The organism is Paraburkholderia sp. WC7.3g (genome assembly GCF_050436345.1).
Classification (GTDB): domain Bacteria; phylum Pseudomonadota; class Gammaproteobacteria; order Burkholderiales; family Burkholderiaceae; genus Paraburkholderia; species Paraburkholderia podalyriae.
In genome coordinates this window covers 2,228,336-2,252,308 of record NZ_JBNDMA010000001.1, presented here as the reverse complement: position 1 = coordinate 2,252,308, position 23,973 = coordinate 2,228,336, and the positions used below count along the sequence as shown (strand labels likewise).

Below are 23,973 nucleotides of genomic sequence, written 5' to 3'. Positions count from 1 at the left end.
CCCACTGCGCTCACACCACCTTCAGGTCTTCCACCGCCCGCTGCCTGACGCCCAGGTCGTCCCACAACTCCGGATGACACGTGAACACCAGAATCTGATGCCGCGTCGCCGCGTCGATCAATGCGCGTTTGAGCGCGTCGCGACGCGCGGCATCGCTGTGTACCGCGGCATCGTCGAGCATCAGCAAGGTTGGCCGGCCCGAGGCCTGCAGCAGGTCCGCGTACGCGAGCCGCGTCAGAATGCCGAGCTGTTCGCGCGTGCCGAAGCTCAGCGCGTCGAGCAGTTCCGCGCGGCCGTCGCGATCGAGCAGCGCCGGAATCAGATCGTCGCCGAGCGCGAGACTCGACTGCGGAAAAATCCGCTTCAGATAGTGACCCAGCCGCTCGGTCAACGGTGCGCGCAGTTGCGCGAGCGCCGTGTCGCGTTCGTCCACCAGCACTTCGTCGAGCAGACTCAGCGCGCTCGCGCGCAGGCTCAGTTCGTCCTTGCGGCGCGTGGCCTGCTCGAGCTGCGCTTCTATCGCGGCAAGCCGTTCGCCGAGGCCCGATGCCCCCATCGTTTGAAGCTGGCTACGCAGCTCCGCGATCCGCAACTGACGCTCGCGCTGCTCATTGCGCGCGAGTTCCGCCGATGCGCGATAGCGCTTCGCCTGAGCCACGGGATCGTCGAGGCGCGCCGCATCGAGTTCGCGCTCGCGCTCGCCGCGCTGGTTCTTCAACGCGTCGACCTTCATGCGCTGCTCGACGCTGTGCGTCTGCCACTGCGCGCGGTTGCGCCGAAACGCTTCATCGTTCAACTGCGCTTCTTTGCGCTGCAGTTGCGCCGCGAGCGAATCGGCCTTCGCGACGCCGGTGGATTGCGCGCCAGCCGCCTGCGCGAGCACCTTGCGCGCGGCCTCCAACGCGTCGCGCGCGATATCGGCGTTGCGGCGCGCGTCGTCGAGCGGCGCCGCCGCGGAGACATCGGGCAGGCTCGCCAGGCGCTCGCTCGACGCCTGCAAGCGCGCCGCCGTCGAGGCCAGCGCCGCCCGCAACGCATCGATGCCTTGCGGCGCGTGCACCTCGAGAATCCTGGCCTGGCTCTTCTGCTGCGCGACCAGCGCTTTCCATTGCTCATGACGCGCCTGCGCATCGCCCACCGATGCGACGCCTAGCGCCCGCAGCAGTTGCGCGTGCTTCGCTTCGAGCGATGCCAGCTCCGACAACCGCGCGGACAGATCCGAGACGCCCGGGATCACGCGCAATTCGCCGAGCTCGCCGAGGCCGATGCGCTTTTCTTCGTCGACGCGCAGCACGCCGGTGCCGCTGATCGTCTGATCGCCGACGCTCAATTCGCGATTCAACCGGTACTCGATGCGCGTCATCGCCGCTTCGGTCCGCGCGCGCAGCACGGTCAATTCGCCGTCGAACGCGACGAGACGCTTGAACTGCGCGTCGTCGAGTTCGAGCGCCGCCGCGTCGCGCGCAGCCTGCAGCACCGCCGCGCTCGCCTTGTCCGCCTCGACGATCGTTGCTTCGAGCCGCCGGCTCTCAGTCCGGTAGAAATCGACCTGGCTGCGTAGATCGGCGGCGGTGACGGCCGCGTTCGAGAGTTCGAGCGCGCGGTTCGCCTCGGCCGCTGCCTGCTCGAATTGCGCCACCCGGCTTTCCGCCTGCGCGTGCGCGGTCTGCGCGGCCGCGACCTCGGCGCGCGCCGCGTCGAGTTGCTCGCGCTCGCGCGCGATCGCCGCCTCCAGTTCGAGCGCGCCCTGCTCCTGCTGTACCGACAACGCGAGTTCGGCCTCACCGATCTTCAACGACTGCGCGAGCCCTTCGAGACCACGTTCGAGTTGCTCGACCTCTGCGGCGCGTTGCTGCGCGAGCGCGGCCTTCTGCTCGTGAAGCTCCCACGGACGCCGGCGCTCGGCCTCGTCGAAGGCCTGCTGTTGAGTGGCGAGGCGCGCGATGTTGTCGTCGAACTGCTGGCGTTGCAGTTGCAGCTCGTCGCGGCTCGTGCCCAGCGCGGCGAGCTTCTGCTCCGCCTCCGCGAGCGGCCCGGTCGACTTCTGCGTGCGCGCTGTCAGCAGTTGCCGCAGCTCGCGCTGCACGGCCGCGATCAACGCGTCCTCGCCACCGGCTTCGCGGCCGCCCGACAGTTGCGTAAGCGCGTCGCGCAGATACTGCGCCGCGTGCCCGGTCGAATCGCGCATCTCCTGCGTGCCGCCCTGCTGCACCCACAACAGACCCGGCACGCCGGCGTTCTCGGCTTTCATCGGACCGCGCGCCGCACGCGAGAAGCCGAGCAGCGCGGCGAGCTTGTCTTCGGCCTCGTCCTCGCTATATACGGCCTGGCCGATTCTCAGCTCGCAGCGCTGGCGCGATACGAACTGCTTCGACAGACGGCACGCCACACCATCGAGCTCGAAGCCGACCTCGACCGACGGCTGCCCGCTCGCGAGCCCCCAAGGCAACAGGTCCTTCAGATGCGAGGCCTTGTAGCGTTCGAGGAACACCGTGCGCACCGCTTCGGCGATCGTGCTCTTGCCGGCCTCGTTCGGGCCGATGAACAGATTGAGGCCGGGCTGCAGGTCGTCGATCACGAGCTGCCCGCCGAACTGCCTGAATTCCCGAATCGCGATACGTTGCAGCTTCATGCGCAGGCTCCTTCTTGCGGCAGTTCCGGTTGTTGCCGTTCGCGCGCCTGCGCGGCGGGTGCGGCATCAGAATCGCGTTGCCGCTGTTCGCGCGCGAAACGCGCCAGCAGCAGCAACGCCTCCGCCGCGCGTCGCGCCTGTTGCGAATCGGCCTGCGCGTCTTCCTGCAAGGCGCGCAGCCGCGCGACCACCTTCGCGAGATAGCCGCTTTGCGCGCCGAGTTCGGCGAGATCGTCGGCGGTGGGCAGCACGTGCAGGCTGCCCACATCGGCACGCAACGCGCGCACGCGGGCACGGGCCTCTTCGAGCGCGACATGCAGCGCTTCGGCATCGGCGAGCGCCGCCGTGCCGCCAACCTCGATGCGCAGCACGTCATGCGCGCCGAGTTCGGCGAGGCGGGTTTTCAACCCGTCGACGTCGGTCGGCACCGAAATCGTCTCGTCCCAGCGATGCCAACGATATTGCCCGACCCGTACCGCGTCGACCCGCGGCGCGGCGCCCGGCTCGCCGATGCTGACGTCGAGCACGAAGCCCGGCTGATTCGCGCGGAAACGGTCCTGCTCGTGCGTGCCCGCGTACCACGTGCGTTCATCGACACGCAGATGGCCGTGCCAGTCGCCGAGCGCCAGGTAGTCGAGTCGCGCGCTGGCGGCGCGCGTTGGTGCGATCGGATTCGACGAATCGACGCCCTCCTGAAGAATGCCGCCGACGCTGCCATGCGCGAGCCCGACCCGGTGATAGCCGGCGGGGGTATCGGTGGAATCGAAGAACGCGGTGGTGTCGTCGTAGGTGATGCGCTGCGTAAGCGGCGCGCACAGCAGCGCGCAACGGCATGCGTCGAGCAGCACGACGCCGGATTCGAGCACGAGGCGCACGTTCGGCGGCACGCAATTGAGCCGCTGCGCGCGAGTCCACACGCTTTCGACGAGCGCCGCGTCGTGATTGCCCGGCAGCATGATCCACGGACCGGAAAACGCTTGCAGCGCGGCGAACAACCGCCGGATCACGGTGTCCGACACCGTCTGCAGATCGAACACGTCGCCTGCGACGAGCACCGCGTCGACGTTGCGCGCGGCCGCTGCTTCGGCGATGCGGCGCACCGTGTCGAAGCGCGCCTGGGCGAGATGCGCGGCCTCGTCCGCTTCGAACTGACCGAATTGCGTGCCGATCTGCCAGTCCGCGGTGTGCAGAAACCTGATCACTGTGCCTCCATTGCGATTGCGTTGCGTCGTCTCGCGTCGGGCTCGACGAGGCGTCCAAGCGCGAATGTTACCTTGCCGAAGCGTCGGCGCGTATTGCGCCGGCGCGTATTGCGCTCGCGCGTATCCAGGCTGGACGCGCGCGCCGGCCGTATCGCATCATTGCAATCGAACCGGCTGACCCGCCGCCCTGAAGCCGCCGCCCGACAGGATCAACCGAGCCGATGGACAAGACCACCGACCTGAAGAAGGCAAAGCGCACGCCTTTACTGCTGCTGGCTGCGGCCGCCTGCGTTTTCGTCGTCACCGCGTTCCTGCCGCGCGGCCTGTGGGTCGACGGCATCAAGGCCGTCGCCGAGGCCGCGATGGTCGGCGCGCTCGCCGACTGGTTCGCGGTCGCGGCGCTGTTTCGCCGCGTGCCGATTCCGCTGGTGTCCTCGCATACCGCGATCATCCCGCGCAACAAGTACAAGATCGCCGATAACCTCGCGCACTTCGTGCAGGACAAGTTTCTCGACGTGCCGTCGCTGATCGGTCTGATCCGCCGGCATGATCCGGCGCAGACCATCACCGCGTGGCTCAGCGAGCCGGCCAACACCGCGCGCCTCGGCGACTACGTGGTGCGGCTCACCGGCGGCATCCTCGACGTGGCCGACGACGCGCGCATCCAGAGCTTCATCAGGGACGCGTTGCGCGACGTGCTCGCGAAGGTCGATCTGTCGCAATCGCTCGGCGCGATTCTCGACACGCTGACGCGCGGCGGCCGTCATCAGGAACTGCTCGACACCGCGATCGATCAGCTGATCACAGTGCTGCGCGAGGCGCCGGCGCGCGAGTTCATCGCAGCGCGCATCGTCGATTGGGTGAAGGGCGAGTATCCGACGATGGAGAAGTTCCTGCCATCAGCGTGGCTCGGCGACAAGGGCGCCGAAGCGATCGCGAGCGCCGCGAACCGGATGCTCGAACAGATCGCGCAGAACCCGACGCACGAGCTGCGCGACAAGTTCGACGAGGCGGTGCAGAGGCTGATCGTGCGGCTGAAGACCGATCCGGTTTTCCTGCAGCAAGGCGAAGCGCTGAAGCGCTATCTGGTCGAGGGCGATGCGTTCAGCAGCTACGTGAAGGATATGTGGGGCGATCTGCGCGCATGGCTCAAGCGCGATCTGCAAAGCGCCGACTCAGCGCTGCATGCGCGGGTCGCTGCGATGGGCGCGTGGGTCGGCCGCGAACTCGCGCGCGATCCGGCGTTGCGGCAATCGCTGAACGACCACCTCGAGGAAGCGGCGCGCGCGATGGCGCCGGAGTTCGCGCAATTCCTCACGCGCCATATCAGCGATACCGTGAAGAACTGGGACGCGCACGAGATGTCGCGGCAGGTCGAGTTGAATATCGGCAAGGATCTGCAGTACATCCGGATCAATGGCACGATCGTCGGTGGATTTATCGGCTTGTTGCTGTATGTGAGTTCGCTGTTGCTGGAGATGGTGCGGGTGCATGCGGGCTAGCGTGCGGATTGGCGGCCCCTACCGGTAGTCTCCCATGCCGTCGATCGGCCGAAGGACGTCGTACTTTTTCACTGATGCGGTTTCGATCCCAGTTTCGATCAAGGAGTAAGCATCGAGCAATTCTCTGACTCGTGCATGCCGCGTTCGGAAATCATTTCGCATTTCGTCACGCGCAAATCGGACAATGGTCTGTACAAAACGGAACTCATTCATCTTCCGACGTGCCGTATTAAGTCGAACCAACCGGCGTCCATGTAGTCTGGGCCACGTTCCCTCGCCGCTTGCCCGATGTATTATCAGCCATCCTACTTACGTCGACTGGCTATGTCCGAGAACCTTACACACAGTGCCGAGGGAAGAGTTGGAGCCACCGGGTTCCTCTTCGTCGTCGCGTATGCGGCGCTTTCGTTGACAGCGATAGCGTTGGTCGGCCCTTATGGCTGGGACGACGGCGCCATCACTATTGCCTATGCGCATACACTCGGGCGACACGGGGTATTCGCGTTGACATCAGCTTCGGCGCCGGCAGAAGGTACGTCAACTTTGCTCATGACGGCGATGTTGGCGATAGGGCAGTGGATGATGCATCCAGGCTTTCTGGATGCGATCATGACGGCGCAGTTGCTCTCCTTCATCGCAATGAGCGCTACCCTGGTGCTCGTGTGGCGCGCACTTGAAGCGTACCTGCCGAGCCCAACGCATCGCCTCATTGTGGTGTGCTTGCTGGGACTGCTGCCAGCCTGCCAGGCCGAGATCATCAATGGCATGGAAATGACGGTCTTTGCGTTGCTGCTGTTTGCGTTCGTGCTCTCCTGGCGCGTGCGATCGACACTTGCCTATGCACTGTTGCCTCTTCTGATGCTGACTCGCTTCGAGGCGGTGTTCTATCTGGGATTCGCGCTTGGCTGGATGGTCGTGTTTTGCCCGCAGGATAGGCCGCATGCCATTCGAATGTGCGTCTGGCTCATGCTTTGCTTTCTGCTGATGACAATCTGGAGGTATCGTGTCTTCGGCACGCTATTGCCGAATACCATCCTGGCCAAGCTGCAAATGCCCTACAGTAAAAAAGGCTGGGACGGCGTATTGGTAAAGCTGCGCGGTCTCAAGGATTTCCTTTTCGTGAATGCCGCGTTTCTGGCTGGCATGTACCTGAGCCGGAAGGGAGAGAAAAAGCGCCGTCTGGATCCGATGTCTGTACTTCTAATATTTTCTTTTGCCGTATTCGCGCTCGTATCGGGAAAAAATTGGGGCTATACCGGGCGGATGTTCATGGCCGTGGTTCCCCTTTTCGTCCTTTCTCTCGCAGAACGTTTTGCGAATATGCGTCAACCATATGTATTTCGCGGGCTTTTGCTGTGCCTTTCTGGGACTTTCCTGTTCAACATTGCGTTGCTGCGCGACAACGTCGACACGGTAATCCTTGGTGCGGCGATGCGTGGCGTGCTGCCCGCTGCGCTGAATGCGGCGGGAGACGCGGCCCGAAAAAGAGCGTGGCACGATTTCCCCGGTGACTGGCGCGGAATAACGCCGGCGAACTACGCGATGACGGGTGCTTCGGTTGATCATCTGCGCGAGTATCTGGGGCAACCGACGCTCAAGTTCATGACGCCAGACGTTGGTGGCGCCGCACTGTGCTGCGAACATCTGGACGTTCTGGATTCGGCGCTGTTGACCAACCCATCGCTGGCGCGTCGCGGGTATGCAGGGTTTGCGGACTATCTGAGCAAGGAACGTCCGGAAGTCATCGAAACACATGGCCTTTGGAGCAGCAACAGCGGGATATACTCCGTCGCCGAATTCCAGACGGACTATCTGCCCGCGATTTACAATGGGACGCTTTTCTGGCTGCGTCATGACGTCCTGGAGCGTCTGGTTGCTCGCGGCGTGGCGGCCGATCCTGTTCGCCCGGGGAGGTTGCTTGATATTCGCTATGTGGGAGACAGTCAGGACGCCTGGTATCTGATGCGATTTCCCGCTGTGACGGTACTCAGTCGGTGAACTTCTGTCGGCTTGGAAGCTGTTTCGAGCGCCCCCACGGGTAGCAACGGTTCGACGAGGGACCACAGTTCGTCGGGTAGGCATTCTCTGAGCTTCGCCTCATATCGCGACAAACCGAAACAGAATAGTACGTAAGGTCTGCTGAACCCGTTTCCTGACCGCTGTACCTTCAGGCGATCAACGCTTTACAGAGCAGATCGCTTCGCATTTCGGCTTCTTCAAAGGCGTGATGGCGAGCAACGAGCTGCGAAATCTATCAGGCGCTAGCAAAGCCGGCGCCTTGACGGTCGAGTTCGGCGTAGGGTTTCGACTATTGCGGCGATTCCCGCGCTGACGTGCCCGTGTGGAAGCAGGCCCGCAAGGCAATCGTCGTTGGAGGAAAAAGCATCCAGGCTGCGGCCTCCAAAGGCAATCACGCAACGGTCGTGTTTGATAGCAAAAGACCGCTCCTTTGGCTCGTCATCAAAGAGATGCGCGCCTCGCCTATCAATGGGTGAAGAATGTCCTTATGTTCGTGCCGCCTCTCGCCTCGCACCGGTTTGCTAACGTCGAGGCATTGAGCGCCGACGCAATAGCCTTTGTTTCTTTCTCTTTCTGTGCGTCGTCCGTGTACCTGTTAAATGACATGCTCGACCTCGATGCAGACCGGCGTCATAGCCGAAAGCGCGAGCGCCCCTTCGCATCCGGTGAACTGCCGCCTACGCAATAAAAGGCCGCTCCAGCCTTCTGACCATTGTGCTGTGCTAGTTGCAGTGCTCATTGCGATCTAGCCCGCGATGCATGGTGCGTGACCGGCGCACGCGTTCATCAGTCGCATGTCGGAATGTGTCGATAAGTTCGACAGCCGCTGACGCCATGTTGCCTTTGGTGACCCTGGCATGCGTCGCCCTTCGCTCACGGTCTCGCCGTTGGGTGTTGGCGTTCTCGAATTCGAGCGGCAAACGGTAGCCAATCCTACTGTGCAGGCGGCGTACGTCGTACCAGCCTTCCAGGAACCAGACGATGCGCTGCCGGGTCTGCTCATTGGCTCGCAAAGTGTTCGCGTGCTCGTACCGCTGCACGACCACCGCTCGACCGATGCGCTGCCGGCGATCTGAATCGGCCTCTTACCGGTCGCCGCGACGTCGCAAAGCATCCCCACCCCGCCAAACCGCCTACAATTCGGGCATCTGTCTTGCTGACGAACCGTGCTCCGCTCGGTCGTCAGCGCGTCCCAACCGGAATTCTGTTCACATGAAAATATCGCTACCGCCGCCGCATGGGCGGCCGAACCGCGTTTACCCGCCGGGCACGCCGGGCCTGCATGGTCTGGTGTCGCTGATCACCGGCGTGGTGGTCGTGTGCGGGCTGTACTTCGGGCGGGAGGTGCTGATTCCGATCACGTTGTCGGTGCTGCTGAGCTTCCTGCTCGCGCCGCTCGTGCAGACGCTGCGGCGTCTGCACATGGGCCAGTTGCCATCGGATCTTCATCGCCGTGCTGTTCGCGCTCGCCTCGCTGCTCGCGATCGGCGCGCTGATCGGCGCGCAGCTCGTGCAGCTCGCGGGCGACCTGCCGCAGTATCAGGAAGCGATCGAGCAGAAGATCGAAACGGTGCAGGAAAAGACCGTGGGCCGCGCCGATGCCCTGATGAGCAGCGCTGCCAGCGCGCTGCAGCGGGTGGCGCCATCGCGCCCCGCGCCGCCGCGCCCGACCGGCCGCGCCGCGCGCAACGCGCCGCAGGTGCCGCAACAGGTCGAGGTGCACGAGCCCGCGCCAACGCCGGTGCAGCTCGCGCAGCGCGCGCTGACGCCGGCCATCGCGCCGATCGAGACGACCTTCATCGTGCTCGTTGTAACGATCTTCATTCTGTTGCAGCGCGAGGATTTGCGCGACCGGCTGATCAGCCTGTTCGGATCGCGCGACCTGCACCGCACGACCACCGCGATCAACGACGCCGCCGGGCGCCTGTCACGCTATTTCGTCGCGCAGCTCGGCGTCAATTTGAGCGCGGGCGGCATGATCGCGATCGGGCTCGCGGTCATCGGCGTGCCCGGCGCTCTGCTGTTCGGCGTGATCGCCGCGCTGCTGCGCTTCGTGCCGTACATCGGCATCTGGATCGCGGCGATCCTCGCGGTGTTTCTCGCCGCCGCGATCCAGCCGCAATGGACGATGGCGGTTCTCACGCTGATCCTGTTCATCGTCGTCGACGTGGTCGCCGGCCAGATCGCCGAGCCGCTGCTGTACGGTCATCGCTCGGGCCTGTCGCCGCTCGCGGTTGTCGTCGCGGCGATTTTCTGGAGCTGGCTGTGGGGGCCGATCGGCCTCGTGCTGTCGACGCCGCTCACGCTGTGCGTCGTCACGCTCGGGCGCTACGCGGACCGGCTGAACTTCCTGACCGTGCTGCTCGGCGATCAGCCCGCGCTGACGCCCGCGCAGAACTTCTATCAGCGCCTGCTCGCCGACGATCCGCACGAGGCGATCGTGCAGGCCGAGCGGCTGCTGCGCGAGATGTCGTTGATCGACTACTACGACAAGGTCGCGCTGGAAGGCCTGCGCCTCGCGCGCAACGACGCGCAGCGCGGCGTGCTGATGCCCGACCAGTTGCAGCGGATCAACGACGCGCTCGTCGATATCGTCGAGAACCTCGACATTGCCGAAGGGCTGCGCGATGCGCTGTCGCCTGTCGATCCGGCGGACCCGGGTAGCGCGCTGCTTGCTGGGGCGCCGGATCGGACGACGCCGGGCGCGGGTACCACGGAGCGCTACGGCGGCGGCCTGCTGACGCGCACGCAACACCCGGACGAAGCGGGCAAGGCGGCGGTGCTGTGTGTACCCGGCCGTGGCGCGTTCGACGAGGTGACGACCGCGATCGCGGTGCAACTGCTGAACCGCCAGGGCTTCGCGCCGTTGATGGCGACCCACTCGGGCTACCGCAAGGCGCGCGCCGACGAGCCGAGCTTCAAGGACACGTCGATCATCTGCATCGTGTCGCTCGACGCGCCCGACTCGCCGCTGTATCTGCGCAACATGCTGCGGCGCACGCGCGAATGGCGGCCGCGCGCGACGCTGGTGGTCGGCGTCGGCGTCGACGGCGCGCCGGAAGCCAGCGTCGAGCTCGATGCGGCCGGCGCGATGCATACCTCGCCGACGTTCCGCTCGATGATCGAGGCATGTCATGCGGCGACCGGCGGGCTGGCCATGCGGCAGCCGTCGCAGACTGCCAGCGCGGGGTGAAGCCAGGGCGGTCCGAAGCTGCGGCGACCTGCGCATGACCCGCCCGTTCAAACCGTATCCGTTCGCGCCGCGCCGCCACCCGGCCGCGGTGCCGCCGCTCGTCGACGGACGCGATCCACGGACGCGCGCCGTCGCGATCGCCCGGGGCGGGCGAGTCGCAGTTGCAACCAATCGTTGAGGATCAAGCCCATGTCAAGGAACAGCAGGCACGGACAGGGCGCGCGGCGACGCATCCAGATACTGATTGGCGCAATCGTATTGATTCTAATCGTGACTTCGGGGTGGATCATTCACCAGACTCGGACGGTCGCACGCGAGACTTCTGTTGCGTTGGCGTCGGCCGCGACGACGGCGAACGACGCGGGAATTTATGACCGCGCAATGCGCTTCGCGATGCTGGGGATGCGCAAGGGTTGGCTCTCGCCGGGATCAGTCGAAGCAGAGCTTGAGCTTATGCGTGGCGCGCAAGCATCGATGCAAATTGCGTTGCTCGGCGGGCATCAGAATGCGGTTGATTCCGCCGTCTTCAGCCTGGACGATAGGCGGGTCGTGACCGCGTCCTGGGATGGCACAGCGCGGGTGTGGGACCCGGCCACGGGTCAACAGATCGCGCAGCTCAGTGGCCATCAAAATCTGGTTTATTCCGCCGCTTTCAGCCCGGACGGCCAACGGGTGGTGACTGCGTCAGCGGACCGGACCGCGCGGGTATGGGACGCGGCTACGGGCAAACAGGTTGCGCAGCTCAGCGCGGGCATCAGGATCTGGTTTATTCTGCCGCCTTCAGCCCGCACGGCCGGCGCGTGGTGACCGCCTCCGCGGACAGGACCGCGCGGGTGTGGGACGCGGCTACGGGCAAACAGATTGCGCAGCTCACCGGGCATCAGAAGCCGGTTTTCTCCGCGGCCTTCAGCCCGGACGGCCGGCGCGTGGTGACCGCCTCCGCGGACAGGACCGCGCGGGTGTGGGATGCGGCGACCGGCCACGTGATCGCACAGCTCACCGGGCATCGGGAACCGGTAAGCTCCGCCGCCTTCAGCCCGGACGGCCGGCGCGTGCTGACCGCGTCCGATGACAAGACGGCGCGGCTGTGGGATGCGGCGACCGGCCAGGTCATCGTGCAGCTCATAGGGCATCGGGGACCGGTTTTCGCGGCCGCCTTCAGCCCGGACGGCCAGCGCGTGGTGACCGCGTCCGCGGACGGGACCGCGCGGGTGTGGAACGCGGCGACCGGCCACTTGATCGTGCAGCTCACTGGGCATCGCGGACCGGTGAGCTCCGCCGTATTCAGCCCGGACGGCCAGCGCGTGGTGAGCGTGTCCGATGACAAGACCGCGCGGGTGTGGGATGCGGCGACCGGCCAGGTGATCGCGCAGCTCACCGGACACGAAGGGCCGGTGAATTCCGTCGCCTTCAGCCAGGACGGTCAGCGGGTGGTGACTGCGTCCCGTGACAGGACCGCGCGCGCATGGGACGCGGCGATGGGCATCTTGCTGCTCGGAGGGCATCAAGGATCAGTTATTTCCGCCGCCTTCAGCCCGGACGGCCAGCGGGTGGTGACTGCGTCAGCGGACAGGACCGCGCGGGTATGGGACGCAGCCACGGGCAAACGGATCGCGCAGCTCAGCGGGCATCAGGGGGCAGTTTTTTCCGCCGCGTTCAGCCCGGACGGCCAACGGGTGGCGACCGCGTCCGGGGATCGGACCGCGCGGCTATGGGACGCAGCCACGGGCAAACCGGTCGCTCAGCTCGACGGGCATCAGGGGTGGGTTTACTCCGCCGCCTTCAGCCCGGACAGCAAGCGGGTGATGACCGCGTCCTGGGATGGGACCGCGCGGGTGTGGGACGCGGCCACCGGCAAACCGATCTTGCTCCTCAGCGGGCATCGGGGCCCGGTTGATTCCGTCGCCTGCAGCCCGGACGGCCGGCGGGTAGTGACCGCGTCCTGGGACGGGACCGCGCGGGTGTGGGACGCGACCACGGGCCAACAGATCGCGCAGCTCAGCGGGCATCAGGATCTGGTTTATTCCGCCGCCTTCAGCCCGGACGGCCAGCGCGTGGTGACCGCGTCCGCGGATCAGACCGCGCGGGTGTGGGACGCGGCCACGGGCAAACAGATCGCCCAGGTCGGTGGGCATCAGGGAGCGGTTTTCTCCGCCGCCTTCAGCCCGGACGGCCAGCGCGTGGTGACCACGTCCGCGGACGGGACCGCGCGGGTGTGGGACGCGGCGACCGGCGAGGTGATCGCGAAGCTCACCGGACATCAGGGACCGGTTTTCTCCGCCGCCTTCAGCCCGGACGGCCGGCGCGTCGTGACCGCGTCCGCGGATCAGACCGCGCGGGTATGGCCTATTCGATGGCTGATGCAGAAGCGAGGTCAGAGCCTGGCTACAGCCGTGTGTAGGGAAAAGCTCGTGGGAGCAAACCTGCTCACAACCGATGATGAAGCTGCCCTTTCTCTCGTACGCGGGCGCCGGGGCGAAAACGTCTGTGGATCGAATCTGAATCGCTATTGAGCAACGATGTCCGCTGCATCTCGAGCATACTGCGTCGGCGGCAGGCCGACATGACGCGTGAACGCGACGCTGGATCAGATACTCCATCGGCGCGACGCGCCAGCACCCGAACGGACGTTGCGACGAGATCGTTCAGCCCTTCGAGCTGGTCCTCGGATACAAGCCCAACGTACTCGCATGCAGCCGCGCGAGTCCGAGCAACGCATCCGTATAGGGCGTCGGCACGCGCGTCAGCTGCCCTAGTTCGCGCACCGCGCCGACCAGCGCATCGAGTTCGACCGCCTTGCCGGCCTGCACGTCCTGCAGCATCGACGTCTTCATCGCGCCGAGTTTCAGCGTGACCGCGTGACGGTCCTCGGGCGGCTGGTCGATCGGGATGCCGAAGCGCGCGCCGATTTCCTTCGCCTCCAGCATGATGTGCGTGACGAAGCCGCGCACGAGTTCGTCGTCGAGGATCCGGTCGGTCGTTGCGCCGGTGATCGCGCTGACCGGGTTCATCGTCATGTTGCCCCACAGCTTGAACCAGACGTCGCGCTGGATCTGCGCCGAGACCGTCGCATGGAAGCCCGCCGCCTGCAGCAGCGCGGCGAGCTGCTCGACGCGTTCGCTCGGCCGGCCCGACGCCTCGCCGACGATAAGCCCGTTGCCCTGGTGATGCCGGATCACGCCGGGTGCGTCGGTCAGGCAGCTAGCGTGCACGACGCAGCCGACCGTCTGCGCGGCCGGGATCGCGGCAGCGATCGCGCCGTCGGGATCGATCGTCTTCAGGCGCTGGCCGCCGAGCTCGCCGGCGAGGCCGTCACAGAACCACCACGGCACGCCGTTCATCGCCGTCAGCACGATCGTCTCGGGGCCCAGCAGCGGCTTGATCTGCGCGGCCACCGCCGCCATCGCCGGGCCCTTCACCGCGATCACGATGAGCTCCTGCACACCGAGATCGGCCGGCTTGTCGCTCGCCTTCACCTGCTCGGCGTAGATCACGCCACCTTCGATCAGCCGCAGACCATGCTGGCGCACCGCGTCGAGCGTCGCGCCGCGCGCGACCACGCTGACCTGATGCCCCGCCTGCGCGAGCTTCACTCCTATCCAGCCGCCGATCGCGCCGGCGCCGTAGATCGCTACTTTCATCGCCTGAATCCTTGCCTGTTGGGGGGGTTATCGCAGCGTTGATTGCCGCGCTCTTTTACGCATGGCTTCAATCATTGCCGGGTTGATCAGGAACTGGCGCCCGGCGCCGCTGACGCTGTCGCGCACGCGCAGCGTGATGTGGTTGTAGATCATCTCGGTCCAGCCGAGCAGATCGAAGATCCGGTAGCACGCGGCGAGTTGCACGCGAGCCTGCCATTCGTCGGCATGCATCGTGGCCGACCTGGGTGGGCTTGCCGGTTGCGCTTCGAAGGTCGTGGCCATCGTCGCTGTCTCCATGATTGTCGTTGTGACGGCGCGCCGGTGCGCGCCGCCCACCTTTTTTTCACGCGGGTTGCAACAGCGGCCGGAGCGCCGCACGGCTTCAGGCGCCCGACACCACCGCCGCGATCGACGACGCAACATAGTCCGCGTTGCGCGCGTTGAGCCCGGCGACGCACATGCGGCCCGAGCGCAGCACGTACACCGCGTATTCGTTGCGAAGACGCTCGACCTGGCTTTCGGACAGGCCCGTGTACGTGAACATGCCGCGCTGCGCGACATAGCGCGCGCGCATCACTTCATCGACGCGCCCGGCGAGCCCCGCGTGGATCACCTTGCGCATTGCCAGAATGCGCTCGCGCATCGCGCCGAGCTCGGCTTCCCACGACGCGCGCAGCGTCGCATCGGCGAGCACGTTGGCGACCAGGCGCGCGCCGTGCGTCGGCGGGTTGCTGTAGTTCGCGCGCACCGCCGACATCAGTTGGCCCGCCACACGCGCCGCCTCGTCGGCGCTCTTGCAGACTACGCTCAACGCGCCGACGCGCTCGCCATACAGCGAGAAATTCTTCGAGAACGAGTTCGCGACGACCAGCGGCACGTTCGCGTCGGCGAGCAGGCGCACCGGTGCGGCGTCTTCTTCGAGGCCCGCGCCGAAACCCTGATAGGCCATGTCGACGAACGCGATCAGCTTGCGGCGCTGCAAAACCGGCACCAGTTCCGCCCATTGAGCCGGGCTCAGATCGACGCCGGTCGGGTTATGGCAGCACGCGTGCAGCAGCACGACGCTCTTTTCCGGCAAAGCGTCGATCGCGGCGAGCATGCCGGCGAAGCGCAAGCCGCCGGTTTGCGGGTCGTAGTACGGATACGTGTTGACCGTCAGCCCCGCGCCTTCGAACACGACGCGATGGTTTTCCCAGCTCGGATCGCTGATCCACATCTGCGAGCCGGGGAAATAGCGCTTCAGGAAATCGGCGCCGACCTTCAGCGCGCCCGAGCCGCCGAGCGTTTGCAGCGTCGCGACGCGGCCTTCGGCGCGCGCCGCGCTGTCGGCGCCGAACACGAGCGCCTGCGCGGTGTCGCGATAGAGCGGCAGACCCGCCATCGGCAGATACGAGCGCGGGCCGATCGCGTCGAGCAGCGCGGTTTCGGCGCGGCGCACCGCGTCGATCACCGGCAGCTTGCCGGCGTCGTCGAAATAGATGCCGATGCTGAGGTTGACCTTGTTCGGGCGGGGGTCCAGCTGGAAGTCTTCGTTCAGGCTCAGAATCGGGTCGCCCGGATAGGCGGGAATATGCTCGAACATGACGGGTCCTTGAAGACGGCCTCTGCAGGCCTGTTGTCGCGGTCGTCGGCGCGGCGCGGGACGACGGGCAAACCTCAAGTCTAAGCGGGTTTGCCGGGCCAAGTCGATTCCGCATGAGTGTCTGTCGTCGGTCGCGGCGAGATGCTGCGCAGCGGCGTTGCGTCAGAACCGGTAGTTGATCGACACGTCGGCGACGCCGGTCGCGCGGCTGCGTGTGATCGGACTGTTGCCCGCGCTGCCGACGAGCTGCTCGAACGCGCCGTCGGCGGTCGCGAACCAGTGCTTGCTGAGCAGCCAGATCGCGCTGACGCCGAACCCCACCGACTTGAAGCCCGCGCTCGCGTGGTACCGCGGATACTGCGAGTGCGCGGCCTGCTCCTGATTGAGGCCGAACCAGCTGTTCATGTAATTGGAGTCCGCGAGCGTCACGTTCGGGCCGGCGAACCAGACCAACTGCTTCGTGCTGCCGGGCATCGGCATGTAGGCGCCGAGATCGCCGATCCAGCCGTTCGAACCGCCGAAATAGCGGCGGATATCGGCGCGCAGCACGAGCGGAAAATCCTGCGACACGACGTACTCGCCCGACAGTTTCAGACCCGGCGCCGGATTGATGTTGCCAAGCCCGTTGAGTTCCTGGGGATCGTTTTGCCCGCGCCGCCCGAGGTCGTAGACGGCCGCGAGACTCATGCGCCAGTTCTCGCCTTGCGCGAAATTGACGCCGAGGCCTTCTCCGCTCGACAGAAAGAACAGATCCTTGTAGCGCACGTCGATGCTCGGGCCGGCCACGACGTGATAGCGGTCCGATCCCTCGAAGCGCGGCTGGAACGACGTCGCCACGCCGAAGCGCAGTTGCCAGTCGGGAATGTTCGGCTGCCACATCTTCTGCAGCGGGATACCCACCGAGTATTGCCATTCGCCGAGCGGCGATGGCGTCTGCGCGAAAACCACACCGGGCACGCAGCCCATCGCTCCCAAAATCGCGGCGACGAGCGAGCCCGCCGCGATGCCGGTTTGTTGGTGGCGAGGCGTGGCGCCCCGCTTCTTTCTACGGCTGTTCAACACCGGAAGCCTCCGATCTCACTCGTCGCGAGGAGGTTAGGTTCTCGCCCGGGGTCCAGTGCGGACTCAAAAGCCCGGACGACCGCCGCACTGTTACTTACGGCGTGTAATTTTTCTAGCCAATGACGCGGGCTGCGCAGTGCGCACGAGGCGCGGCGAGCCCGCGTGACCACGCCGCGGTGACGCGGACAATGGCCAACGTCGCATTGGTGTGCAAGATATGCGCCAACTCTGTGGAGGATTGATGACGAGCGCTCGAGGAGCAACGCGACGACGGCTCGGGCGATGCAGCGGCGCGGCTGGCGCCGCCGCTCACAGGCGTCATTGCCCGGCTTCGACGAGCACCGGCTTGTCGCGATACAGGTTGGGAAACAGGTGCTTCAGGTTGGCGATTTTCGGCATGTCATTGAACACGATATAGGCCGAATCGGGATGCAACGTCAGATAGTTCTGGTGATACGACTCGGCCGGATAGAAGCCCTTGTACGGCTCCGTCTTCGTGACGATGGGCGCGGGGAACACGTGCGACTTGTCGAGTTGCGCGATGTAACTTTGCGCGACGCGCCGCTGCGCGTCGTTCAGCGGAAAGATCGCCGAGCGATATTGCGTGCCGCTGTCGGGCCCCTGACGATTCAGCTCGGTCGGGTCCTGAACCACCGAAAAGTACACCTGCAGCAGTTGACCGTACGTCACCTTGCCGGGATCGAACGTGACTTGCACCGATTCGGCGTGCCCCGTCTCGCCGCCGCTGACGGTCTCGTACTGCGCGGTGTCGCGTGAGCCGCCCGAGTAGCCCGATACCGCACGCGTGACACCGCGCACATGCTGGAACACGCCCTGCACGCCCCAGAAGCAGCCGCCCGCGAATACGGCGGTTTCCTCGTGCGCAGTGCTGGCCTGGATCGGTTCGTCGAGCGCGGGCGGCGCGATCGCGACGGCGCTCTCGGCCGAGAACGCGACGCGCTGCGCGAGCGGCAACGCGAGCGCGGCCACGCCTAGCAGCAACGACAGCGCGGCCACACGTGAGCGTTTCGGGATGTCGTCGAACGATGTAAAGAATTGCCGTCTGTTGCGAGTCATGATGGTCGCTCCGGAAAAGTGCCGACGCCAGCCCGCCGTCGCACGGTGTTGCCACGGCCGCATGCGGGTGCGCCGAAGCTTGGTCGCGCGGGCGCGGCGTTTATGACAGCATGCGCGTTTTCGCCGCCGGCTGCGCGGCCGCGGCCGCGCGGCTCACAGCGGAAATTTGGTGGTCGACAGGATTTCCTTTAGCACCATGAACGAGCGGATCTGCCGCACGCCCGGCAGATAGAGCAACTGCTCGGCGTGCAGGCGATTGAAGCTGTCGCTGTCGCGCGTGCGGATCACCATGAAATAGTCGAACTCGCCGGTCACCACGTGGCACTCCATGCAGCCGGCCACTTTCTGCGCGGCCTTTTCGAACTCGGCGAACGACTCGGGCGTCGAGCGATCGAGCACGACGCCGATGATCACGAGCATGCCCGCGCCGACCGCCTTCGGATCGAGCAACGCGACCACCCCGCGAATCAACCCGGACTCCTTCAGCCGTTCGACGCGCCGCAAACACGCCGGCGCGCTCAGCTTCACTTTCGCGGCGAGCGCCACGTTCGAAATCGACGCGTCGGTTTGCAACTGCCGCAGGATCGCGCGATCGATGCGGTCCAGCCCGTGGCGGGGATCGGCCGGCGATGCGGGAGGAGTCTGGGTTGTGCCTGAAGGTTTCGATCCAGCACGAACTTTTGTTGCGTTCATCGGAATGTTTACGAAGTTTTGTTAGGGACCGGACATTGTTCGATTTCTAAAAATACGTGCGGGCCACTTTTTTCGCAAGCTCATTTCTGGCCGTTTTTCTTACCATGAACTCACGGAAACCACTCACCACCGGAGCCGCGATGAACCTGCAACGATTCCCCCGCTACCCGCTCACCTTCGGACCGACGCCGATCCAGCCGCTCAAGCGTCTGAGCGAACATCTTGGCGGCAAGGTCGAGCTTTATGCGAAGCGCGAGGACTGCAATAGCGGCCTCGCGTTCGGCGGCAACAAGACCCGCAAGCTCGAATATCTGATCCCCGACGCGCTCGCGCAGGGCTGCGACACGCTCGTGTCGATCGGTGGCATCCAGTCGAACCAGACGCGCCAGGTCGCGGCGGTTGCCGCGCATCTCGGCCTGAAATGCGTGCTCGTGCAGGAGAACTGGGTCAACTACTCGGATGCGGTGTACGACCGCGTCGGCAACATCCAGATGTCGCGCATGATGGGTGCCGACGTACGGCTCGTGCCGGATGGCTTCGACATCGGCTTTCGCAAGAGCTGGGAAGACGCGCTCGACAGCGTGCGCGCGGCCGGCGGCAAGCCGTACGCGATTCCGGCCGGCTGCTCGGATCATCCGCTGGGCGGGCTCGGCTTCGTCGGCTTTGCCGACGAGGTGCGTCAGCAGGAAGCCGAACTCGGCTTCAGGTTCGACTACATCGTCGTGTGCTCGGTGACGGGCAGCACGCAGGCGGGCATGGTCGTCGGTTTTGCCGCGGACGGCCGCGCCGATCGGGTAATCGGCATCGACGCCTCGGCGAAACCGGCGCAGACGCGCGAGCAGATCACGCGCATCGCGAAGCGGACCGCCGAGCGCGTCGAACTGGGCCGCGACATCACGGCGAAGGACATCGTGCTCGATGAGCGCTTCGGCGGCCCCGAGTACGGTCTGCCGAACGACGGCACGCTCGAGGCGATCCGTCTGTGCGCGCGGCTCGAAGGCATGCTGACCGATCCGGTGTACGAAGGTAAGTCGATGCACGGCATGATCGACAAGGTGCGCAACGGCGAATTTCCGGCCGGCTCGCGCGTGCTGTATGCGCATCTGGGCGGTGTGCCGGCGTTGAGCGCGTACAGCTTTATTTTCCGCGATGGCTGACGGGGTTTAGACGACATGTGTCCGAGGTTCGGCTTCAGGTTCGACTTCCGCCTGGACTTCAGCTTGCACATCAACCCGCGAGCTTCTTCCTCAGATGCTTGCGCAGAAACTCGACGAAGACCCGGATCGTCACCGAGCTTTGCCGATGCTGCGGATAGACGGCATAGACACCCGTCGTGGTCGGCAGGAACGCTTCGAGCACGGGCACGAGCTGGCCGTTTGCCAGCGCATCGGCGACGATGAAATCGGGAAGCCGAACGATTCCAAGCCCCGCCACCGCCGCATCGCGAATCAGGTCGCCGTTATTGGCCCGCAACGGCCCTCGCACCTCGACGCTCCTGATCGCGCCGTCGATGCTGAACTCCCAGCTCACCGCGCCGCCGTGACCGTACAGCAGACACTCGTGTTTCGCGAGATCGGCCGGCACGGTCGGGCTGCCACGCCGACGTAGATAACCGGGGCTGCAACACGCGACCATCTTCACATCGATCAACTTCTGCGCGATCAGCGACGAGTCCGCCAGCGTGCCGATGCGGATCGCCATGTCGAAGCCCTCGCCGACCACATCGACGGCGCGGTCGCTCAGTTCCATGTCGAAGCGCACGTCGCGATGCTCGCGCAGAAACGCCGCGACGAGCGGCGACAGATGCATCATGCCGAACGACATCGGCGCGCTCACGCGCAGCAGCCCGCGCGGCCCGGCGCGGCGCAGCGACATAGCCTGCTCGGCGTCCTCGACCTCGCCGAGGATGCGCTTCGCGCGCTCGTAAAACTCCTGGCCTAGATCGGTCACCGCCAGCTTGCGCGTATTGCGGATCAACAGTTGCACGCCGAGCGCTTCCTCGAGTGCCATCACCCGGCGGCTCACGAACTGTTTGGACAGCGACAGCCGGTTCGCAGCGACGGTGAAATTGTGGGCGTCGACGGTCGCGACGAAGATCCGCATGTCATCGAGTTGCATCGTATTGTCCACTCCATAGCGACAGTGTTTCCGGTTTTGCCATGATTATAGTCATCATGATTGACCTACACTGTCGTTCATGGATCGCAGCCAAACATCTGGCCCGGATCACACGACAAAACTCAAGGAGAAACAGCATGCTCGAAGTCAGACACGCCAACCAACGAGGCCGCGCGGAACACGGCTGGCTCAGCTCGCGTCATACGTTTTCGTTCGCGCACTATCACGATCCGAAGCAGAACGGCTTCTCCGACCTGCTCGTGATCAACGATGACCGTGTCGCGCCGGCGCAGGGTTTTGGCAAGCATCCGCATCGCGACATGGAGATTTTTTCGTATGTGCTCGAAGGCGCGCTCGAACACAAGGACACGATGGGCACGGGCTCGGTGATCGTGCCGGGCGACATCCAGTTGATGAGCGCGGGCACCGGCGTGGCGCACAGCGAATACAACCATTCGAACAGCGAGCCGGTGCACTTCCTGCAGATCTGGATCGCGCCGGCTGAGCAAGGCGCGAAGCCGCGCTATCAGCAACAGCACTTCGGCGCGGCCGACAAGCGCGGGGTGCTGCGGCTCGTGCTGTCGCCGGACGGTGCGAACGGTTCGCTGCAGTTGCGGCAGGACGCGCGCGTGTACGCCGGTCTGTTCAACGGCGACGAAACCGCGCGGCTCGAACTCGCGAACGACCGCTATGCGTATGTTCAAGTGGCGCGCGGCAGCGTCACGGTGAATGGCGTCGAGCTTGGCGAGGGTGACGGCGCGCGGGTGCGCGGCGAACAAGCGCTGACGTTCACGCAAGGCCGCGACGCGGAAGTGCTGGTGTTCGATCTGCGCAACATCGAAACCTCGGCGTTGTGGGCATAAGCTCCGCTTGCACCGCTACAAGCTAATCTGAACGCGGCTCGCTGGACGACGATTTCCAGCGAGCTTCGCCCCTCTACGCTATCGGGAAAAATCATGCGCTACACGCTGTTTGAAAACCAGAAAGACGTCGTCGTTCTCGTCGCTCGAATCCTGCTCATGGTGCTGTTCGTGATGTTCGGCTGGTCGAAATTGATCGGCTTTTCTGGCGCCGTCGCTTATATGACATCGACAGGCGCGCCCGTGCCGGCGTTGTCGGCTGTTATCGCAGTGGTGATGGAGCTGGTCGTGGGCGTCGCGCTGCTAGTGGGATTTTTCACGCGACCGCTCGCGCTGCTGCTTGCGTTGTATACGCTCGGCACCGCAATCATCGGCCATCACTACTGGAACATGACTGGCGCGATGCAGTACGACAACATGATTCATTTCTACAAGAACATTGGAATCATCGGCGGCTTGCTGTTGTTGTGCGTGACCGGCCCCGGCAAATATTCGTTCGACCGGCGTTGATACCGATTTCCGTCCTTTAACGAACAAGGCCCGCACGAATGCGGGCCTTGTTGCATGCGCAAACTGAAACGGCGACCCGCGGGCCGCCGTTTGAGTCTCTGATCTACCGGATCAAACCGCTGCCTCAGCTTCCGCTTCCGCCTCGCTCGCCGCCGCGACTTCTTCGCTGTTGCGGATCAGGTGGTCGAATGCGGAGAGCGATGCTTTTGCGCCTTCGCCCACGGCAATGACGATCTGCTTGAACGGCACCGTGGTCACGTCGCCGGCGGCGAACACGCCCGGCACCGAGGTCGCGCCACGTGCATCGACGACGATCTCGCCATGCTTCGACAGCACGACCGTGCCCTTCAGCCATTCGGTGTTCGGCACGAGACCGATCTGCACGAACACGCCTTCGAGCTCGACGTTCTTCACTTCGCCCGAAGCGAGGTCCTTGTAGACCAGACCGTTGACCTTGTTGCCGTCGCCGGTGATTTCGGTGGTCTGCGCCTGCGTGACGACCGTCACGTTCGGCAGGCTGCGCAGTTTGCGTTGCAGCACTTCGTCGGCACGCAGCGTCGCACCGAATTCGAGCAACGTCACTTCGCGCACGAAACCCGCGAGGTCGATCGCGGCCTCGACGCCCGAGTTGCCGCCGCCGATCACCGCGACGCGCTTGCCCTTGAACAGCGGGCCATCGCAGTGCGGACAGTACGCGACACCGTGATTGCGATACTCGCGCTCGCCCGGCACGTTGATCTCGCGCCAGCGCGCACCGGTCGCGAGGATGATCGTCTTCGCCTTCAGCACCGCGCCGTTGGCCAGACGCACTTCGTTGATGCGCCCCGGAATCAGCGCTTCGGCGCGCTGCACGTCCATGATGTCGACGTCATAGGCGTTCACGTGCTGTTCGAGCGCCGTCGCGAACTTCGGTCCTTCAGTTTCGGTCACGGAGACGAAGTTTTCGATCGCAAGCGTATCGAGCACCTGGCCGCCGAAACGCTCGGCCACGACACCGGTCGCGATGCCCTTGCGCGCCGAGTAAATGGCCGCCGCCGCGCCCGCTGGGCCGCCACCGACGATCAGCGTGTCGAACACCGGCTTCTTCTCCAGTTCCTTCGCGGCGCGCGCACCGGCGTTGGTGTCGAGCTTCGCGAGAATTTCCTTGACGCCGCTGCGGCCCTGGCCGAAGGTTTCGCCGTTCAGGAACATCGTCGGTACCGCCATGATCTGGCGCGCGTCGACTTCGTTCTGGAACAGCGCGCCGTCGATCGCGACGTGACGGATGCGCGGATTGATCAACGCCATCACGTTCAGCGCCTGCACGACTTCCGGACAGTTCTGGCACGACAGCGAGAAATACGTTTCGAATCGATAGTCGCCGTCGAGGCTGCGGATCTGTTCGATCACCGCATCGTCGAGTTTGACCGGGTGGCCGCCCACCTGCAGCAATGCGAGGACGAGCGACGTGAATTCATGCCCCATCGGAATGCCGGCGAAACGGATGCCGGTGTCCTTGCCCGCTTCGCCAATCGAAAACGACGGCTTGCGCTCGCTGTCGCCGCGACGCTCGATCACCGTGACGCGCTCCGACAACGTCGCGATGTCGTTCAGCAGCGCCAGCAGCTCCTGGGACTGCGCGCTGTCGTCGACAGAGGCGACGAGCTCGATAGGCCTGCTAACTTTTTCGAGGTACGACCTGAGTTGAGTCTTGAGATTGGCGTCAAGCATGGCGTTGCGATTCCGTGACGAAGGGTGTGGAGGTCCCGGCGCCGCACGCATCCGGATAGGACGTGTTGGGCCCGGGGACGCGCGAAGCGCCGTATCAGGCGATTCGCGCGGTGACGCGCCGGGAAGCTCCCGGCAGATGCAGACTGCGGGGTGCAGCGTGAGCTGCGAAGAC

At 65.1% G+C, this 23,973-nt stretch carries 19 protein-coding genes and 1 pseudogene; 10 read left to right on the top strand and 10 right to left on the bottom strand.

The annotated features are described in order from the left end of the window. Nucleotides 1-10: 10 nt before the first annotated feature. Together OKW43_RS10375 and OKW43_RS10370 are read right to left on the bottom strand one after the other, a co-directional pair. Entirely contained in the window at nucleotides 11-2,632 is a 2,622-nt protein-coding gene (locus tag OKW43_RS10375; RefSeq protein ID WP_429447021.1) for an AAA family ATPase, read from the bottom strand. Continuing rightward, nucleotides 2,629-3,834 carry a metallophosphoesterase family protein gene (locus OKW43_RS10370; RefSeq protein ID WP_429447020.1) on the bottom strand — a complete coding sequence of 402 codons (1,206 nt, stop codon included), beginning with the start codon at nucleotides 3,832-3,834 and terminating at the stop codon, nucleotides 2,629-2,631. The genes OKW43_RS10375 and OKW43_RS10370 overlap by 4 nt, the downstream gene beginning before the upstream one ends. Nucleotides 3,835-4,055: 221 nt before the next feature. Here OKW43_RS10370 and OKW43_RS10365 point away from each other — a divergent pair, with 221 nt between their 5' ends. From OKW43_RS10365 to OKW43_RS10335, 7 genes are all read left to right on the top strand, one after another. Then, nucleotides 4,056-5,336, top strand: coding sequence for a DUF445 domain-containing protein (locus OKW43_RS10365; RefSeq protein ID WP_429447019.1), 1,281 nt, complete (start codon nucleotides 4,056-4,058; stop codon nucleotides 5,334-5,336). A gap of 324 nt (nucleotides 5,337-5,660) precedes the next feature. Next, nucleotides 5,661-7,334 (top strand): hypothetical protein, encoded by a 1,674-nt coding sequence (locus OKW43_RS10360; protein ID WP_429447018.1) that lies wholly within the window; start codon nucleotides 5,661-5,663, stop codon nucleotides 7,332-7,334. A 508-nt stretch (nucleotides 7,335-7,842) separates the two neighbouring features. Beyond that, nucleotides 7,843-8,043 carry a UbiA family prenyltransferase gene (locus OKW43_RS10355; protein WP_429447390.1) on the top strand — a complete coding sequence of 67 codons (201 nt, stop codon included), beginning with the start codon at nucleotides 7,843-7,845 and terminating at the stop codon, nucleotides 8,041-8,043. A 169-nt stretch (nucleotides 8,044-8,212) separates the two neighbouring features. Then, complete coding sequence (locus OKW43_RS10350; RefSeq protein WP_187634179.1) at nucleotides 8,213-8,431, top strand: hypothetical protein; 219 nt, start codon at nucleotides 8,213-8,215, stop codon at nucleotides 8,429-8,431. A gap of 377 nt (nucleotides 8,432-8,808) precedes the next feature. After that, nucleotides 8,809-10,548, top strand: coding sequence for an AI-2E family transporter (locus OKW43_RS10345; RefSeq protein ID WP_429447017.1), 1,740 nt, complete (start codon nucleotides 8,809-8,811; stop codon nucleotides 10,546-10,548). Between the two features lie 258 nt (nucleotides 10,549-10,806). After that, nucleotides 10,807-11,355 (top strand): WD40 repeat domain-containing protein, encoded by a 549-nt coding sequence (locus OKW43_RS10340; protein WP_429447016.1) that lies wholly within the window; start codon nucleotides 10,807-10,809, stop codon nucleotides 11,353-11,355. After that, nucleotides 11,256-13,061 (top strand): WD40 repeat domain-containing protein, encoded by a 1,806-nt coding sequence (locus tag OKW43_RS10335; protein WP_429447015.1) that lies wholly within the window; start codon nucleotides 11,256-11,258, stop codon nucleotides 13,059-13,061. Before OKW43_RS10340 ends, OKW43_RS10335 begins: the two co-directional genes overlap by 100 nt. 132 nt (nucleotides 13,062-13,193) lie before the next feature. On the opposite strand, the gene OKW43_RS10330 is transcribed toward OKW43_RS10335, so the two are convergent. The 6 genes and pseudogenes from OKW43_RS10330 to OKW43_RS10305 form a co-directional block, all read right to left on the bottom strand. Then, entirely contained in the window at nucleotides 13,194-14,189 is a 996-nt protein-coding gene (locus tag OKW43_RS10330; RefSeq protein ID WP_429447013.1) for a 2-dehydropantoate 2-reductase, read from the bottom strand. Nucleotides 14,190-14,267: 78 nt separating this feature from the next. Beyond that, nucleotides 14,268-14,471 (bottom strand): annotated as a pseudogene (locus tag OKW43_RS10325) (class II aldolase/adducin family protein); the annotation flags it as partial. 100 nt (nucleotides 14,472-14,571) lie between these two features. Beyond that, the gene (locus OKW43_RS10320) at nucleotides 14,572-15,771 is read right to left on the bottom strand and encodes an aromatic amino acid transaminase (protein ID WP_429447011.1); all 1,200 of its coding nucleotides are present in this window, start codon (nucleotides 15,769-15,771) and stop codon (nucleotides 14,572-14,574) included. 162 nt (nucleotides 15,772-15,933) lie between these two features. Further along, on the bottom strand, nucleotides 15,934-16,833 hold the full coding sequence (locus OKW43_RS10315; protein WP_429447009.1) for a MipA/OmpV family protein: 900 nt from the start codon (nucleotides 16,831-16,833) through the stop codon (nucleotides 15,934-15,936). Between the two features lie 318 nt (nucleotides 16,834-17,151). Next, nucleotides 17,152-17,910 (bottom strand): peptide-methionine (S)-S-oxide reductase MsrA, encoded by a 759-nt coding sequence (gene msrA / locus OKW43_RS10310; RefSeq protein WP_429447007.1) that lies wholly within the window; start codon nucleotides 17,908-17,910, stop codon nucleotides 17,152-17,154. Between the two features lie 153 nt (nucleotides 17,911-18,063). Next, nucleotides 18,064-18,603, bottom strand: a complete 540-nt coding sequence (locus OKW43_RS10305; RefSeq protein ID WP_429447005.1) for an Lrp/AsnC family transcriptional regulator — start codon at nucleotides 18,601-18,603, stop codon at nucleotides 18,064-18,066. A 140-nt stretch (nucleotides 18,604-18,743) separates the two neighbouring features. Between OKW43_RS10305 and OKW43_RS10300 the strand changes: the two genes are divergently transcribed. Continuing rightward, entirely contained in the window at nucleotides 18,744-19,760 is a 1,017-nt protein-coding gene (locus tag OKW43_RS10300; RefSeq protein ID WP_429447003.1) for a 1-aminocyclopropane-1-carboxylate deaminase, read from the top strand. 70 nt (nucleotides 19,761-19,830) lie between these two features. Here the strand turns inward: OKW43_RS10300 and OKW43_RS10295 are convergent, their stop codons facing one another. Continuing rightward, on the bottom strand, nucleotides 19,831-20,721 hold the full coding sequence (locus OKW43_RS10295; RefSeq protein ID WP_429447001.1) for a LysR family transcriptional regulator: 891 nt from the start codon (nucleotides 20,719-20,721) through the stop codon (nucleotides 19,831-19,833). Between the two features lie 137 nt (nucleotides 20,722-20,858). On the opposite strand from OKW43_RS10295, the gene OKW43_RS10290 reads away from it, so the two are divergent. Together OKW43_RS10290 and OKW43_RS10285 are read left to right on the top strand one after the other, a co-directional pair. Then, nucleotides 20,859-21,584, top strand: coding sequence for a pirin family protein (locus OKW43_RS10290; RefSeq protein ID WP_187634170.1), 726 nt, complete (start codon nucleotides 20,859-20,861; stop codon nucleotides 21,582-21,584). Nucleotides 21,585-21,677: 93 nt separating this feature from the next. After that, a complete protein-coding gene (locus OKW43_RS10285; protein WP_187634169.1) occupies nucleotides 21,678-22,091 on the top strand; it encodes a DoxX family protein in 414 nt (137 codons plus the stop codon). A 111-nt stretch (nucleotides 22,092-22,202) separates the two neighbouring features. Here OKW43_RS10285 and ahpF read toward each other — a convergent pair whose 3' ends face one another. Then, nucleotides 22,203-23,801: an alkyl hydroperoxide reductase subunit F gene (ahpF, locus tag OKW43_RS10280; RefSeq protein ID WP_429446998.1), complete on the bottom strand. Its 1,599-nt coding sequence runs from the start codon at nucleotides 23,799-23,801 to the stop codon at nucleotides 22,203-22,205. Nucleotides 23,802-23,973 lie beyond the last annotated feature (172 nt).